The organism is Paraglaciecola aquimarina, from assembly GCF_032464635.1.
In the GTDB taxonomy this organism is placed as follows: Bacteria; Pseudomonadota; Gammaproteobacteria; order Enterobacterales; family Alteromonadaceae; genus Paraglaciecola; species Paraglaciecola aquimarina.
Genome location: NZ_JAWDIO010000002.1, coordinates 1,717,379 through 1,733,193, shown reverse-complemented (window position 1 = coordinate 1,733,193; position 15,815 = coordinate 1,717,379). Strand labels below are relative to the sequence as shown.

Here is a 15,815-nt window from a genome sequence, read left to right as displayed (position 1 = left end):
ACTATCGCGCTAATATTACTTGAAAACATTTTTAGAGCTTAACACATGCCACAACAATCAAAATATTCAGATAGTCAATTCGAAGCGATCATGCATGACATTATCCTTGCACTTGAAACACATCAAGCGAATCGCGACCTTTCACTTATGGTATTGGGCAATGTTATTACTAATATTTTTCAGCAACAAGTAAACGAAAAACAACGCAAGCAAATGGCAGAACAGTTTACACAAGTGCTATTAAAAAGTATCAATGCAAAATAAAAAAATTAAGGGCCTGCTCTCTCAATGATTTTAACAGAAACTCCACGTAGAAAATTAGTCACCCAATTAGTTAACTGGGGGCACTGGTTTGCTTTGTTGAATATATTTATTGCCATCACCATTGCTGGGATTTATATATTAAATTCGCCTATTCCAGACACACCACTTGGGCTGTTATACCTACTTTTCAATTGGTTAAGTCATATTGGCTTTCTGACTTTCTTTGCCTTTGTCATACTTATACTGCCACTTTGCTATTTGGCCAAGAAGGCTAAAACGGTAAAGATTGTAAGTTCGGCGCTAGCAGCGCTAGGACTTGCCTCTCTTGGGTTTGACGCATTGCTATATAATAAATATGGCGTACATCTTAGTTTTAATTCGGCCGATATCATTCGCCACGAGGCCCAGACGGTCATCGCCCAATTCAGCTGGCAACAGTGGGGTTACTTATTATTTTTATTTTTGGTACTGGTTTACCTTTCAACTGGTTGTTGCTAACGCCTTATGGACACGTATAACTAAACTACAAAAACGACGTTTAGGCTTTCCGATCAGCGTATTTTTTGTCAGTTGTTTCGTCACCAGTCACGCGTTACATGTTTGGGCCGATGCAAACTTATACCAACCTATTATTCAGCAAGACAATATGTTCCCATTGTCATATCCGGCTACCGCCAAAACCTTGATGGCTCGGTATGGACTGTTAGACATCGAAGATTACCAGCAGCGTAAAGCCTTGCAATTTAACCATTCAGTAAGTGGTATCACCTACCCGGTAGCCCCTGTTTATTGTCCAGTCAAACAAGATAAAAAGGTACTGGTGTTAACGGTTACCTCAGGCAATATTCCGCAACAAATACCGGGATTGGTTAAAGGCCAACATCACTATGGATTTCAGTCTGATGACGCCAGTGGTATCAATTCAATTTTATATGGATTACCTGAACTGTATCACCAAGCGTTACAAGCTTATCAGCCAATACTATTGAATTTGCCACAATCCATGGGATTGAATGTATCTTTGTATTTGCCTGAGACTCAGCAAACACAGTTACGGGGTTACGCGCAAGATTGGTCGCAATTTACCCAAGGCGTACAAAACGCCACTAGCAATTTGGCGGTTGGCTTTATTCAAGCCAATCAGCTGCCGGCGTTATTAACAGATAAAACGTTAGCTGAATATCAAATAATAGTGACCAACTTAGCTAGCTCAGATAATTTGAGGCAATTACTTTTCACTAATATTCCGCTAAATAAAGCCTTGTCTAGTCATGAAGATATTGCTCCCACAGCATTGGCCTTACTCGGCTGTAACGCCCAACCACGGACTTACAGCACTGGTACAAGCTTAACCGCCAGCTCTGGCATGAACTATGTTGTTGGCACTCAAGGCAGTAAAGTTGTACTGCTAAATAACAATCAAAGAATCGAAATAATGAACAATGGCAGTGTCAGGACCTTCGATCTCAATTCTAGTCAGGAAGTGTTTACCCCTATCAACACTAACTTACTGGGCCAAGGGATTAAAAACCTCACGCATTTTTCTGCTAAACGTTCAGTTAAAAATCAATAGCCTTCTTTTAACCGTAAGCAGCAAGACTTTGCTTACGGTTAAATAATATAATCGAGTTATTTAAGGGCGATACTGATGTAAACCCCCCGTTGACATTCATGCTGATGCTGATTACCTGCTAATTTAATGGCAGGGGCATAATACTCATCTCCATCATGCCAATTCATTTAATTGCTTCCTTTGGCTCTTCTTCTACTTTTTTCATTTCTTTCTTGACTATTTAACAACTCTGCAATAAGTTAAATGCAAATCATTCTCATTTGCGAAAAATAACTATGCCAACAAATTACTGTTTTACATTTTCAGCGATTGAATTAACTGTTCGTTACTGCAACAACCAAGCTAACGATCTGGATATCATCGGCAGCTATGTACATCTTGGATTACAAAGGGCACAAAATCTAAAGCAGTTAAAAAGTGTGCGTTCTGCCCATATGCGTGTAATCGACACTCTGATTGAAACCATGTGTGACAACACAATCCCACTAGTATGGCGTCAACACTGCTATCTTTATCTAAAACGATTGTTACCCCTACTTTTCGAAATGTTGAGAACCGGCCAAATATAGCCAAAAAGTAAATGAGATCAACATGTTGTATAACTATTTTTTACAGCAGAAAACCCCACAACAGTCTACGCCCTGTCAATCAAAAACCGCTACCAGAAAAAAATGAACCAGTAAGGAGAGTTGTCATGGTCGAATATCAATATATTTGTATTCAACACCGAGCTTGGGTAGATGAAAATCCACAACAAGCTTTTGAAAATGTTTTACAGCTAACTAAACTAGCTGAAAAAAAGCTACATAAGAACCAATTTGAAGAAGCTATTCAACTACTAGGCGCCGCTTTTGAAACAGCAGAGATTATCTTTGATAATCGCTTAGAGTCACCGCAACTTACTACTAGCTTAACGTCTTCGGCTATTATGTTAGCCCATGCTTACTCCATAACTGGTAGAGTCGAAACCGCAACACGGCTACTCCTCAGGCTAAAAAACAAAATGCAATGTGCAATTAACTGCGCTGCAGGTTATGCCACCAAGGTCGCTTTTTTCCAACACTGTGCAGAAGCCTTAACAGAAGCCAACAAAGATATTAATTACGCCTTACAAGAAAAACCTACTCATGGGCTTAACTACCACTAATAAATCTCCAATCTTGTACCTGGCGCAGCTTATGAGTTTTTCAATCGCTCCATCACTCCCATTCATAAACGGCCTTTCAGAAAATATTAAGCGGTTTTTGAATGAAACCTTGGTATGCAAAATGACACCAGCAACCTTAAGCAATGAATATTTGTTCTTGACTTCCTCTCCACAAGAAAGATAATGAGAATTATTACCAATACCATCATCACTATCACTACTACTACATAAAATGGATATCAACATGAAAAAGTCTTCAATCGCTTTAGCCTTACTTCTAGGACTATCACTTACCGCTTGCGTAGACGACGGTGAAGATGGTGCTCCTGGTGCAGACGGAGTATCGGGAACTGATGGCGTGGATGGCGTGAGCACTTTTGTTACACGCAATGATGTCATTACAACTAATGCGAACATTGCGTATGCAGCCTATGCAGACTCATTGATATCAGCACAAACGATGCGCAGTAAAATTGCTACTTTTATTGCCGATCCGTCCGAAAGCAACTTCAGTCACGCCAAACAAGCTTGGCTAGCCGCTCGCGAACCCTATGGGCAAACCGAGGTTTATCGCTTTAGAGAAGGTCCAATCGATGCTTTATTAGACAACGGTACCATAGGTGAAGATGGAGAAGGCCCTGAAGGTCGCATCAATGCATGGCCATTAGGTGAAGCAATTATTGACTATGTTGCCGTTGTGGTGGATGGCGATCCGGGCCCCGAAAGCGCAGCCAATGCTCTAAGCGGTAATGTAATTGCCAATACAACCGAATACCCAGTAATTAACGCAGAAACTATACAAGATGTATTTGAATTGGGTGAAGACGAGAGAAATGTCACCACTGGTTACCACGCCATTGAATTTTTACTTTGGGGGCAAGATTTAAACGAAGATCTGAGTGGCTCGGGTACCAGAGACTCAAGTGGTGGCCAACGTCCAGTATCAGATTACTCTGTGACCGTTGGTACTTGTACTTCGGGAAATGTAGCTGTAACCGACGACATTTGTACTAGACGTGGACAGTACTTATTGGCTGCTGCCGATGTGCTAGTGGCCGATTTAACCGCAGTAGTTGAAGCTTGGGAACCCAATGCTGGCGTACATTACACCGCTTTTGTGGCTGGCGGAAATGAATCTTTAGCTAAAATAATGGAAGGTATGGGCCGCTTAAGTTACGGCGAATTAGCAGGAGAGCGTATCAATATTGCTCTCAAAACCGATTCTCAAGAAGATGAGCACTCATGCTTCAGTGACAACACCCACAGAGATATTTTCTTAAATGCGAAAGGGGTTCAAAACTCATTTAACGCAAGTTATACCCGTATAGACGGCGAACAAATCGAAGGCGCCTCAATCTATGATTTAATGGTTGTTGAGGGACATCATGAGTTAGCGAATAGTTTACGAGCCTCACTAGAATCAACAATGGCGGCGGCAGCAGTAATAGATACTAAAGCGAAAACAGGCACGCCTTTCGATGTATTGATTCAACAAGGTATTAACCAACCAAATGTTGTTGCAGTAATTGACGCATTAGTTGAGCAAACTGATTACATCGAACAAGCAATAGTAGCTTTAGGGATTACTGTTAACGATTTACGTCAAGATACTGAAGAAGATATTAGTGGCTAATATGCCCCATTATCATTTTGAATAGAGTGAAACATACTTGAAAAACGCCACAATAACCAATATTAGCAAGCCACTTCAACCTATCATGGTTGCGGTGGCTTTGACGTTTCTAACCGCATGTGGAGGTGGGTCTGATAGCCCTACCACACCAGAGGATGTCATCCCTCCCACCCCAGTTCCACAACCAGAGCTAGACCATAGCGGGCTAACACCACTGAAAGCCGACACTATTGATGATACTGAGTATTTATCAGGAGGTGACGCCACAGTATTTGTAGCTGATGAAGACGCTTTTAGTACTCGGCCCAACCCGATAGCCGATGATTTTACTTTGGATGGTAATTTTACTTCTGGAGATCATATTTTTAGAACACCTCACGATGGTGCGGGCCCTTTACTTAACACCAGTAATTGTCAGGGCTGTCATCTAAACGATGGACGCGGTGTACTGCCAAGCAATATAGCCCAGCCATTTACCAGTATGTTAGTCAAAATTGGCGATGGTTCAGGGGCGCCCGACCCTGTTTATGGTGATCAGTTGCAAACCTTCGCCGAACAGAGTTTTAGTACTTCTGACTTTGCTTCTGGTTGGCCTCGTTTTAATGGTTCAACCAACGGTGACGTATTGCTGGGCGAGGCCTACACCTACATTGAATTCGCAGAAGTAACCGGTAGTTATCCAGATGGCACTTCCTATAGCTTACGTAGTCCAGTTTATAAAACCAAAGATTTAAGCTTTGGTGAGTTTACTGCAGATATACGTTTTTCTCCAAGAATCGCCCCCCAAGTGTTTGGCGTAGGTTTGCTAGAAGCCATTCCAGAGCAATATATTCTAGCGCTTGCGGACGAAGATGATACTGATCAGGATGGAATATCGGGTCGTGCCTCAATGGTGACAGACGTACTGACTAATAAACCCCGGTTAGGACGCTTTGCATACAAGGCGCAAGCTCCAAGCGTTTTACAACAAGTTGCCGGAGCTTACAGAGGTGACATTGGTATCACCAGCAACATATTTATAGAAGAGCCTTGCACTAACTTACAAACAGCCTGTTTAAACCAAGCAGAACGCGAGACGAACGCAGCAGGACAAGCCGACATCAGCGATTTAGAGCTAGCCCAAGTTGAATTCTATAACCGCGTATTGGGAGTACCGGCAAGACGAGGGTTTGACCAAGTCAACGCCCAATGGAATGCCGACGTCGCAGCTGGGCGACAGGCGTTTTTCGAAACGGGTTGCATTGGCTGCCATACACCTAGACATGTGACAGAAGAAGCCGCAGGCAGTGTGTTAGGAGAAATCGCGTTTAGTGGACTAGAAGAAAACGCCGCGCCGATTGACATGCTATCCAACCAAACCATTTATCCTTATACAGATTTGTTGCTACATGATATGGGGGGCAGTTGTACCGTCACTCGCGAAACAAAAGATGAAGTCAGTTGTACAAGCGGTGAAGAATGCATGTATGTACAACGTTGCGATGGTTTAGCAGATGATCTCGTGCAAGGCATGGCATCCGGCACAGAATGGAAAACACCTGCGTTGTGGGGAATAGGCTTAGTACAAACCGTTAACCCAGATGCGACGTTTCTGCACGATGGCCGAGCTCGAACGATTGAAGAAGCAATCTTATGGCATGGCGGCGAAGCAGAAAATAGTTTAACTGCCTTTAAACAGCTTAACCAAAACCAGCGCGCACAAGTACTGACGTTTATCGAATCACTTTAATGACAATTAATCGCTATTGGATCATGCCATTGATGACCTGCTTAATCAGTTGCAGCAAGGTCTCTGTGCCCGCATTTCAGGAAGCTGAACACTTGCCTGCAGGTGGTATGACCGGAAAAGGTTTATCTGATAGAAGCTTTGTACAAGTGGGCAGAAATGTTGATCGTAAAGAAGAGCTTAAGTTCTGGACCGGCTTTTCGTTGTTTCGCGACCCCTGGGTCATTGCCCCTAGCTCAACAAGAGACCGAGATGGACTAGGGCCTTTATTCAATACTCGTTCCTGTATTAGTTGTCATTCTGCTGGTGGCAAAGGCCCTGCCCCAGCAGAAGGACTATCAAAACCTTCGGCCTTAGTCATACGCCTAGGTTCAGCACAACACGGGTTATTTGTTGATCCTGTCTATGGTGGTCAAATACAGCCCCGAGCAATTGCTGTTACTCATTCTAGTATTCAACCTGACTTAGTTGGCGAAGCCCGATTAGACCTACGATATCAACAGATTTCCGGCCAATATGCCGATGGTACGTCTTACACCCTACGCCAACCCACATATGATTTAACTGACTTAGCCTATGGCGAATTGGATAAACGTAGTGTCCTTTCACCGCGCTTCTCTCCTGTTATTTATGGAGTGGGGTTATTAGATGCCATCAGCGCAGAAGATTTATTAAGCCAAGAAGATATCAATGATAATGACCAAGATGGAATATCAGGCAAATATAATCGAGTACCTATTATGCCTTCTAGGCACAATACCGCTATATTTCATCAACCAATTGCTGACCTAAGCGACACACTCTCTTTAGGCATTGGGCGTTTTGGTCATAAGGCAAAACAACCCAGTTTACATCAGCAAGTGGCTGCTGCATTTAGAGATGATATTGGTATCACTAATACCTCTTTTGAAACTGAGTCATGCAGTATTCAACAAAAAAATTGTCAAGCCGCCTCAGCAATTGGCGGCCATCAGTCGATTGAAATACCTGATAAGCTACTAGACTTAGTCACCCAGTTTAATCAACTGATTGCGGTACCACCAGCGAGAGGTATAAACGCTAAGCAAGTTCAACAAGGCCGAGACTTGTTTTACAAATTAGGATGTGAGTCCTGTCATACAGCCAGTTATACAACCGATGTTAATTACCCACACCCACGCCTCGCTAATCAAAAAATTTGGCCATACACAGACTTGGCTTTACATGACATGGGCGAAGGCCTAGCAGATGGCGTAAACGAATATGACGCCAATGGTCAAGAATGGCGTACACCGCCTTTGTGGGGTATTGGTGCTAGAAAAAGTGTTCGCGAAGAAAACCTATTTTTACACGATGGCAGAGCTCAAACCGTGGCCGAAGCTATTTTATGGCATGGCGGTGAAGCCCTGACCAGCCAGCAATCATTTATTCAATTAGACCTTGCACAACGAAGCGCACTTCTAGCGTTTTTAGATGCCATTTAGGAGTTGTTATGCATCACCCTCTTACACACATAGCGTCATTTACTAAACTTAGTTTGGTAATATCCTTCAGTTTGATCTTAGGAGCCTGCGGTGGCGGAGGCGGTAACACGTCGTCAACGCCAACACAACCGGATCCTGTGGTTGAGCCCACTCCTAATCCAGCGGCAGATCTAAATGCCGAATTTGCTTCGTATCTTACTGATTTAACGGATAATCATATCATCCCTGCCTATGCTGATTTTGTAACTAAAACTCAAGCACTGCAAACCCAAAGCCATGCCTTTTGTTCGGCAAATACAGCCAACATAGCCGACTTAACGAGTTTTAAGCAACGTTGGCAAGAAGTGGTTCAAGCATGGCAAAAAATCCAATGGCTGAATTTAGGCCCGGCTTTAGACGAAACTCGTTCACTGCGTATTCAATTTTGGGAGCCCGGTACCGATGCAGTCAGAAACGGCGTAGAGGCCTTACTATTGAGGCAAGGTGAAACAATTGACGCCGTTTTAATATCGGGGGTAAATGTGGGAGCTCAAGGCATTCCCGCATTAGAATATTTACTATATCCGCCGAATAATAGCGATACACTCATTAACGCATCAAATAGAGAAAAACGTTGCGAAATCGCCACGGCTATCGCTGACAATTTATACAACATGTCCAGTGCAATACACAGCCAATGGCAAACATCAGGTGGCAATTACCGACACACATTAATCACTGGTATTAATGAGTTTAGCTCGGTGCAAGATGCGGTAGAAGAACTCGTCACCCTGTGGCTTGAACATATCAATATTGTAAAAGATGATAAAATTCTGGCAGCGCTGGCAGTTACATCGCCAGGTATATCGCAAAATGCAGAACACTATTTGAGTGATGAATCACTTACAAGCATAACCACCAATTTAGCGACATATGTGAGTATATTCACTGCTGAGGGTGGACAAGGTTTTGATGACATTTTGACAACCACCTTAGCCCAGCAAACCATTGCCACTCAAGTAAACACAGAAATAGCCGCAGCCGTTAGCCGTATCGCAACTATCAATCAAAACTTAAACAACTACTCAAGCGCCATTGCTAACGATAATGGCCGTGCCCAGCTCACAGCATTAGTCGATGAACTCAATGCCATACGAGATGTATTGACCATTGAGTTTTTACAAGCGTTAGATATCAGTACCGGCTTTAACGCAACAGACGGCGATTAATTTTTAGTATGAATAACAAAACAGACATTCAAAGGAATTTTTTGCAGTGAACCATAAGACAACGCGAATGAATTATACCAAGTTAAGTACTATTGCTAGCTTAGCCTGCTGCCTAGGAAGCATGTTTTGGCCATCAACTTTGCTTGCTCAACAATCGGTGCCAGCACCAAGCGCAGAAAGCCCAACTAAAGAAAGTAAAATATCTGACGTAATTCAAATTTTTGGCAATAAACATGCTTTAGAAACCGCCACTGGTTCGGGCTTCGTCTTAAACGAGAGCGCGCTAGAGCAGTTTGAATTTGATGATATCCATCGGGTATTACAAGGTGTTCATGGCGTATATATTCGCGAAGAAGATGGTTACGGATTGAGGCCCAATATCGGTTTACGGGGTGCCACTAGCGAACGCAGCAGCAAAATAGCTTTGCTGGAAGATGGTGTATTGATAGCGCCAGCTCCCTACTCCGCACCTGCCGCCTACTATTTTCCCAACATTTCCCGTATGACCCAAGTTGAAGTATTTAAAGGACCTTCAGCGATTACATATGGCCCCAATACCGTCGGCGGGGCGATTAATATGCTGTCTCGTACTATCCATGCAAAAGACAGCGGTGAACTAGACGTCGCAATAGGCCAACAAAATTATGCCAAGACGCACGGACACTATTCAAAGCACATAGGAAATTTAGGTCTAATGCTGGAAGGTATACACCTTAGAGCTGATGGATTTAAATCACTAGCCAATGATGACAACACAGGCTTTGCTAAAAATGAAATACTAGGCAAAATTAATTATGAGTTTGCAGACGACCCATTCAATCAACAAATTCAAATTAAGGTGGGCTATTCTGAAGAAGTTTCTCATGAGACTTATTTAGGTCTGACCGATACTGACTTCAGTGATGAGCCTTACCAACGCTATGCCGCTAGTCAAAATGACAAATTTGATTGGGAACATTTACAATTACAAGCTTCGCACTACATAGAGTTAAGCCCAGAAATGGCAATACTGACCCAAGTATACCGCCGAGATTTTAATCGCGATTGGGATAGACTAAACGGTTTTGATTCGAATCGCAGCTTAGATAGCATCTTGTCGTCACCGGAAACAGGGCTGAATGCTCGATTCATGCAAATTCTTAAGGGGGAAGAAGACTCGCTTACGTCTGATGAAACCTTAATATTTACCCTCAATGATCGTACTTTCTACTCTCAGGGTATTCAATCCAAACTCACATGGGATAGCACCGTTGGTGAAGCTGATATGACAATTGATGCCGGCTTACGTATTCACCAAGACCAAGTAGAAAGACATCATAGAGCCCGCTATTTGAATATGGTTAACGCACAACTAACCTATGCAGGTAAGACTGATGACGTCATTACTAGCAACAAAGACACCACCACAGCCATCGCCGCTTTTGTAAACTCTAAAATACAATGGGGTGACTTACATACTTCTTTTGGCTTAAGGATTGAGAGTATCGACGGAGAGTCCGCCAATCATTTAGCGCAATCGTTGCAAAAAAACAGTGACACGATAATTTTACCTGGGGCCGGATTGTTTTATCAAATCACCCCTGAACTCGGTGTATTGGCGGGGGTGAATAAAGGATTTGTACCCAATAGTCCAGGCGAAGAAAGTGATATTAAACCAGAGGAAAGCTGGAACTATGAACTAGGACTAAGAGCAAATATTGCCGATTGGCAAGTCGAAGCAATAGGGTTTTATAACGACTACAGTAATTTAAAAGGTAGTTGTACTTTTTCTAGTGGCTGTATCACTGAACTTGATGTGGAATTTAATGGGGGCGAAGTAGATATTTACGGAGTTGAATTCAGTGCAAACGGACAATTTTCGTTGCCTAACGGCTTTCAATTACCAGTTAAAATGGCTTACACCCACAGCCAATCAGAATTCCAAACATCATTCGCTTCAACTTTTTCCCAATGGGGTAATGTCACAGCAGGTGACGAACTCCCTTATTTGCCAGAAAATCAGTTTACCCTACAACTCGGGTTAGCGGGTGAAAAGTGGCAAGTGGATTTAGCTTTCAAATACATAACCGAAATGTCAGAAGCGTCGGGGACAGGTGTTGAATTAGAAGGTGTCGTAACCTCAGATATTAGTCAAATTGACATAGCTGCTTGGTACCAACTAAATAATGCCTTAAGACTATACAGCAAATTAGATAACCTCACCGACCAAGTCAACATTGTTTCTCGCAGGCCCTTTGGAGCGCGTCCAGGTAAGCCTAGGCAATTCGTAATAGGCGCTAAATACGCATTTTAATGTAGGATATTTGCATGACCATTAGCCGTAGGCAATTTATTTTAGGCGCAAGCCAAGTAGCACTATCCGCTTGGCTTTTTCCTGCATGTACGGCACAAAAAACCGAACAATGGCTAGTGAGCACGTGTAACGATAAGCAAGGTCAAAACCTAGCCGTCGCTATCAACAGCCAAGGGCACGTCATTAGTCAGGTAACCTTACCTGCTCGTGGTCACGACTCATTAGCGCTCCCCCACAAATTAGGACATGCACTAGTCTTTGCCCGCCGACCCGATCGTTTTGCAGTGGAAATAGACTTTGTTAACGGCGAGATTGTCAACAACATTCAAAGCCAGGTGGATAGCCATTTTTATGGTCACGGGGTATTTTCAAAAGATGGACAATACCTGTACACCACCGAAAATCAGTTTGATAAAAAGCGTGGCCTAATAGTGGTAAGAGATGCACAAACTTATAGGGTATTAGACAGGTTCGACTCTGGCGGCATTGGCCCTCATGAACTGGCGCTAATGCCTGATGGAAAAACACTAGTCGTTGCCAACGGTGGGATTGAAACCCACCCACAACAACCGAGAAAGAAGCTCAATATAAACAACATGCGTCCTAATTTAGCGTACGTAGATATAGAAACAGGCAAGGTCATTTCTAGTTATGCGCCACCAGATAACCAGTTAAGTCTCAGACATCTCACTACTCGCCAAGACGGAGCAGTGTTTGTTGGCGCTCAATATCAAGGACAAAAAATGGCGATGCAGCCGCTGGTTTTTTCTCATCACGGTGAAAACAGATTGCAAGCCTTTAAGGCTCCACCAAGTCAGACATATCAAATGCAACAATACACGGCCAGCTTATTAGTCAAAGATAACCTACTATGTGTGAGTTGCCCTAGAGGCTCCCATCTTAGTTTTTGGGATACCGCTACTCGCACCTTTATTAGTCAACAACGCTTTAGGGATGTGTCAGGTCTAGCCTATTCACAGGGTAGAATGTTGGCCTCTAGCGGCAAAGGATTGCTCAAAACATTGGATCACGCACACCCCATAACTGGGCCTGCCAGAATGCATACCTTAGCGTTAAAATTTGATAATCATATGACTATGATTGAAGCGGGCTAACTTTTTGATAGATCCGGATATCAAAGTCCGTGGTCACTAACTGTAATTGTTGAATTAACTGCTGTTTTTTCTGTTCGGTAGCAGACCAATAATAAGGCGTCATCATCAACAAGTTTTCTCTTGCGGCTTGCGTAGTAAGCGAAACATCAAAACTTAGGTTAATTTGCTTCTGCAACGTAAATCCTGCCGGCACATTTGAGTTATCTTTATGCTCGGTAGGCGAGTCATATAGTGCTTGTTTAAGTTGATGTAAATGATTAGCCGCCGGGTTAACTGTCAGCCACACGCCATTTGATTTCAGCACCCGCAATATTTCTTGTTCGCTGCTTGGAGCAAATATTTGCAACACAGCATTTTGACTGTCATTTTGTAACGGCAGGTGATAAGTACTGGCCACTGCGAATTGATTGTTTTTATACTTTTTTGCTGCCTTTAACACCGCGTTTTTCGAAATATCTATACCGCTGTAGGCGCAGCAAAACTCTGCTGATTGGGCAAGCTGGCTAATTACGTGCATGTAATAGCCTTCGCCACAACCAGCATCAAAAAAGTTAATTTCATTATTGTTTTCTAATGTGCGGCAATATTCGCTAAATAATTGGCCAAGTTTTTCTGCTAGAGGTTGATAATGACCTTGCTCTAAGAAAGCCCGGCGAGCATTGACCATATCTTTATTATCGCCCGGCTCTTTACTGTTCTTATGGTGCGCCAATAACAAATTAACATAACCTTCTTTGGCCATATCAAAGCTGTGCTTATTTTCACAGCTCCACGTTTTGCCTTGCAAGGTTAGTTCTGTCTGGCAAGAAGGGCAATTCCACAACGATTGAACACTATTCATGTAAGGTTTCTAACAAGTCGCACATGGCAACAGTTTACCAAAAAAACACCGCCCCATTTCAAGAAATCAAAAAAACTAAACGGCCTTAAATGTTTGAGTGCTTTTTGCCAAATAAGATAATAGCAATCCGTAAAAAACCAACAACATGGCTGCGAACAAACTGCTTCAAAACCGGTTAGCGACGAGCAAAATGACCAACAGAGGTATACAACCAAGTGACTGCAAATAGAATTAGGCAAACGCTCCATTACTAGCAGTACAACTGTAAATGCTTGGCGTAATCCCATATTGTTTAGGGTATTCTGCAAGTACCAAAGCCGACAACTGCTCAGTCATGTGGCTTGGTATTAACGCCACAATACAGCCGCCAAAGCCGCCGCCAGTCATCCGTACCCCACCCTTGCAGCCAATAGCTTGCTCGATAATGGCCACAAGTCCGTCCATCTCCTTAGTGGTCACTTCAAAGTCATCTCTAAGTGAAGCATGTGACGCTTTCATCAACACACTCATAGTCGCCAAGTCATTATTTTTTAGGGCTTCTAACGCCGCTAGCGTACGAGCATTTTCACTAAGCACATGACGAGCACGCTTAAATAAATCAGGGGCTAATTGTTGTTCTGCCGCTTCGAGAGCTTCCATACTGACAGCCCGTAAACTAGTGTGGCCGAAATAACTGGCCACTTCGGAACATTGCTCTCTGCGCAAATTGTATTCGCTATCTACTAGCCCTCGTTTTACATTAGAGTTAACAATAAGAATCGAAATATCATCAGGAATGGGCGCGTATTCAAAGCTCAAGTCTTGGCAATCTAACAACATAAGCCTGGCCCTTTAGCCCCATTGCAGAAATGAGCTGATCCATAATTCCGCAGTTACAACCTACAAAATTATTCTCGGCCATTTGCCCTAACTTGGCGGCTGTCACGCCCGCTAAGTCCAAGTCATACAGTTCAGCAAAGGTTTTAAGCACAGCAATTTCAAAACTGGCTGATGAACTTAACCCTGCACCTTGTGGTACATTGCCCGACACGACTAAATCAGCCCCTTTGATATCGGGAAAAATCGTCATCAAAGCTTGCAACGTTCCCTGTACATAATTGCTCCACATTTTGTCAGCATCGAAAGAAAACTGATGCAAAACAAAATGAGTTGATTGGGCATCGCAGTCGTGCGCATATATATGTACGGTTAAATCATCTCTTCTTGACGCGGCGATGTTAGTGCCAAAATTAATTGCTGCTGGAAACACAAAACCGTCATTGTAATCAGTGTGGTCTCCAATAAGATTGACCCGATCAGGAGCATGGCAAAACGTACTCGCTGTATATCCAAATTTATCTTTAAATAGTTGATTAACTAAACTTTCATCACTCATTTTTTGATTTTCCTTATAATGCACATCGGATAAATTTTTCAATCTATCCGCAGCCTGCTCAGCAGTTAGGTCTCTCTGTGCTTCTGCCATCATTTCGTAACCCACCATAAACTTACGCACACTTGCAGAACGTAACAAAGGCGGGAAAAAGCTGGCATGTAATGACCATTCAGAGTGAGCTTGTCCATCATAAGGCGCACCGTGCCAGCCCATAGAATAAGGGAATGAACACTGGAATAAGTTATCGTACCTTGGTGGTAATAGCCTTAAGAATAGCGGCCAAAGATAGTTTTTGTGCCGCAGTTAACTCGACCATTCGTTGCACCGCAAATTTGGGTAATAACAGCGTTTCAAACGGCCATGCCGCCCAATATGGAACCACAACAATCCAGTCGTTGTTTTCTACCACTACACGTTCTTGCTTATTAGACTCTTGAATAGCGTAATCAAGCAATAGACAAGAAGCATATTCTTGTTGATAAGCAAGTTGTGACTTTTGCTTTCGGGCCACCAAGGTAGGCAATTGTTGTTGTGCCCAGATTTGTCCATGGGGATGAGGATTAGAACAGCCCATGACACTTCCCTTGTTTTCAAACACTTGCACCCACTGATAGCTGTCACCTAACTCGACACATTGACTTTGCCAAGTATTGATAACAGATAAAATTTCTTCCACTGAAAGTTGGGGCAAGGTTTTACTATGATCTGGTGAAAAGCAGATCACGCGGCTCTCGCCTTGTTCAGTAGCCATTTTAAATAATGGCTCAGTTTGACTCACCTGAGGGGTATCTTGTTTTAGCGCTGCAAAATCATTGCTAAAAACATAGGTATTAGCATAGTTATCATTTACTTCACCATTAATTCTGGTATTGCCTGCGCATAAAAAACAACTAGCATCGTAACTTGGGTTTTTCGCTTCGTCGATTGCTTCAACTTGCCCCTGCCAAGGACGTTTTGCTCTATGAGGTGAGACTAAAACCCATTCATCGAGTAGTGGGTTATATCGTCTATGAGGATGTTCTGTTGGGTCAAATATGTTTGTCATGATTTCCCGCTTTGTATCAAATAATTAATGTCTGCATCAAAAATGGTTGACTCATTATCTCTTTGTTCATTCAAGTAAGTTCAATTCAAGTATTTTGCATACTTAAGGCTGATATCGAACACGTTGCTGTAG

At 42.9% G+C, this 15,815-nt stretch carries 12 protein-coding genes and 2 pseudogenes; 10 read left to right on the top strand and 4 right to left on the bottom strand.

The window, feature by feature from the left end; genetic code table 11:
- Positions 1-45: 45 nt before the first annotated feature.
- The 10 genes and pseudogenes from RS130_RS08835 to RS130_RS08785 all read left to right on the top strand — a co-directional run bounded on the left by RS130_RS08835 (position 46) and on the right by RS130_RS08785 (position 12,422).
- Positions 46-264, top strand: coding sequence for a YejL family protein (locus RS130_RS08835; RefSeq protein ID WP_316025653.1), 219 nt, complete (start codon positions 46-48; stop codon positions 262-264).
- Between the two features lie 24 nt (positions 265-288).
- Positions 289-1,837 (top strand): annotated as a pseudogene (locus RS130_RS08825) (DUF3413 domain-containing protein).
- 275 nt (positions 1,838-2,112) lie between these two features.
- On the top strand, positions 2,113-2,406 hold the full coding sequence (locus tag RS130_RS08820; RefSeq protein WP_316025651.1) for a hypothetical protein: 294 nt from the start codon (positions 2,113-2,115) through the stop codon (positions 2,404-2,406).
- 125 nt (positions 2,407-2,531) lie between these two features.
- Complete coding sequence (locus tag RS130_RS08815) at positions 2,532-2,984, top strand: hypothetical protein (protein WP_316025650.1); 453 nt, start codon at positions 2,532-2,534, stop codon at positions 2,982-2,984.
- A gap of 244 nt (positions 2,985-3,228) precedes the next feature.
- Entirely contained in the window at positions 3,229-4,617 is a 1,389-nt protein-coding gene (locus RS130_RS08810) for an imelysin family protein (RefSeq protein ID WP_316025649.1), read from the top strand.
- Positions 4,618-4,702: 85 nt separating this feature from the next.
- Entirely contained in the window at positions 4,703-6,346 is a 1,644-nt protein-coding gene (locus RS130_RS08805; protein ID WP_428982851.1) for a di-heme oxidoreductase family protein, read from the top strand.
- On the top strand, positions 6,346-7,806 hold the full coding sequence (locus RS130_RS08800; protein ID WP_316025647.1) for a di-heme oxidoreductase family protein: 1,461 nt from the start codon (positions 6,346-6,348) through the stop codon (positions 7,804-7,806). Before RS130_RS08805 ends, RS130_RS08800 begins: the two co-directional genes overlap by 1 nt.
- 8 nt (positions 7,807-7,814) lie before the next feature.
- Positions 7,815-9,014: an imelysin family protein gene (locus RS130_RS08795; RefSeq protein ID WP_316025646.1), complete on the top strand. Its 1,200-nt coding sequence runs from the start codon at positions 7,815-7,817 to the stop codon at positions 9,012-9,014.
- 67 nt (positions 9,015-9,081) lie between these two features.
- Entirely contained in the window at positions 9,082-11,307 is a 2,226-nt protein-coding gene (locus RS130_RS08790) for a TonB-dependent receptor family protein (RefSeq protein ID WP_316025645.1), read from the top strand.
- Positions 11,308-11,321: 14 nt separating this feature from the next.
- Positions 11,322-12,422, top strand: coding sequence for a DUF1513 domain-containing protein (locus tag RS130_RS08785; RefSeq protein WP_316025644.1), 1,101 nt, complete (start codon positions 11,322-11,324; stop codon positions 12,420-12,422).
- Here the strand turns inward: RS130_RS08785 and rlmA are convergent.
- The 4 genes and pseudogenes from rlmA to RS130_RS08765 all read right to left on the bottom strand — a co-directional run.
- Positions 12,403-13,263, bottom strand: coding sequence for a 23S rRNA (guanine(745)-N(1))-methyltransferase (rlmA, locus tag RS130_RS08780; protein WP_316025643.1), 861 nt, complete (start codon positions 13,261-13,263; stop codon positions 12,403-12,405). The genes RS130_RS08785 and rlmA overlap by 20 nt on opposite strands.
- 231 nt (positions 13,264-13,494) lie before the next feature.
- The gene (locus tag RS130_RS08775; RefSeq protein ID WP_316025642.1) at positions 13,495-14,082 is read right to left on the bottom strand and encodes a galactokinase; all 588 of its coding nucleotides are present in this window, start codon (positions 14,080-14,082) and stop codon (positions 13,495-13,497) included.
- On the bottom strand, positions 14,051-14,638 hold the full coding sequence (locus tag RS130_RS08770) for a GHMP family kinase ATP-binding protein (protein ID WP_316028011.1): 588 nt from the start codon (positions 14,636-14,638) through the stop codon (positions 14,051-14,053). Before RS130_RS08770 ends, RS130_RS08775 begins: the two co-directional genes overlap by 32 nt.
- Positions 14,639-14,647: 9 nt before the next feature.
- Positions 14,648-15,683 (bottom strand): annotated as a pseudogene (locus RS130_RS08765) (UDP-glucose--hexose-1-phosphate uridylyltransferase); the annotation flags it as partial.
- Positions 15,684-15,815: the final 132 nt, after the last annotated feature.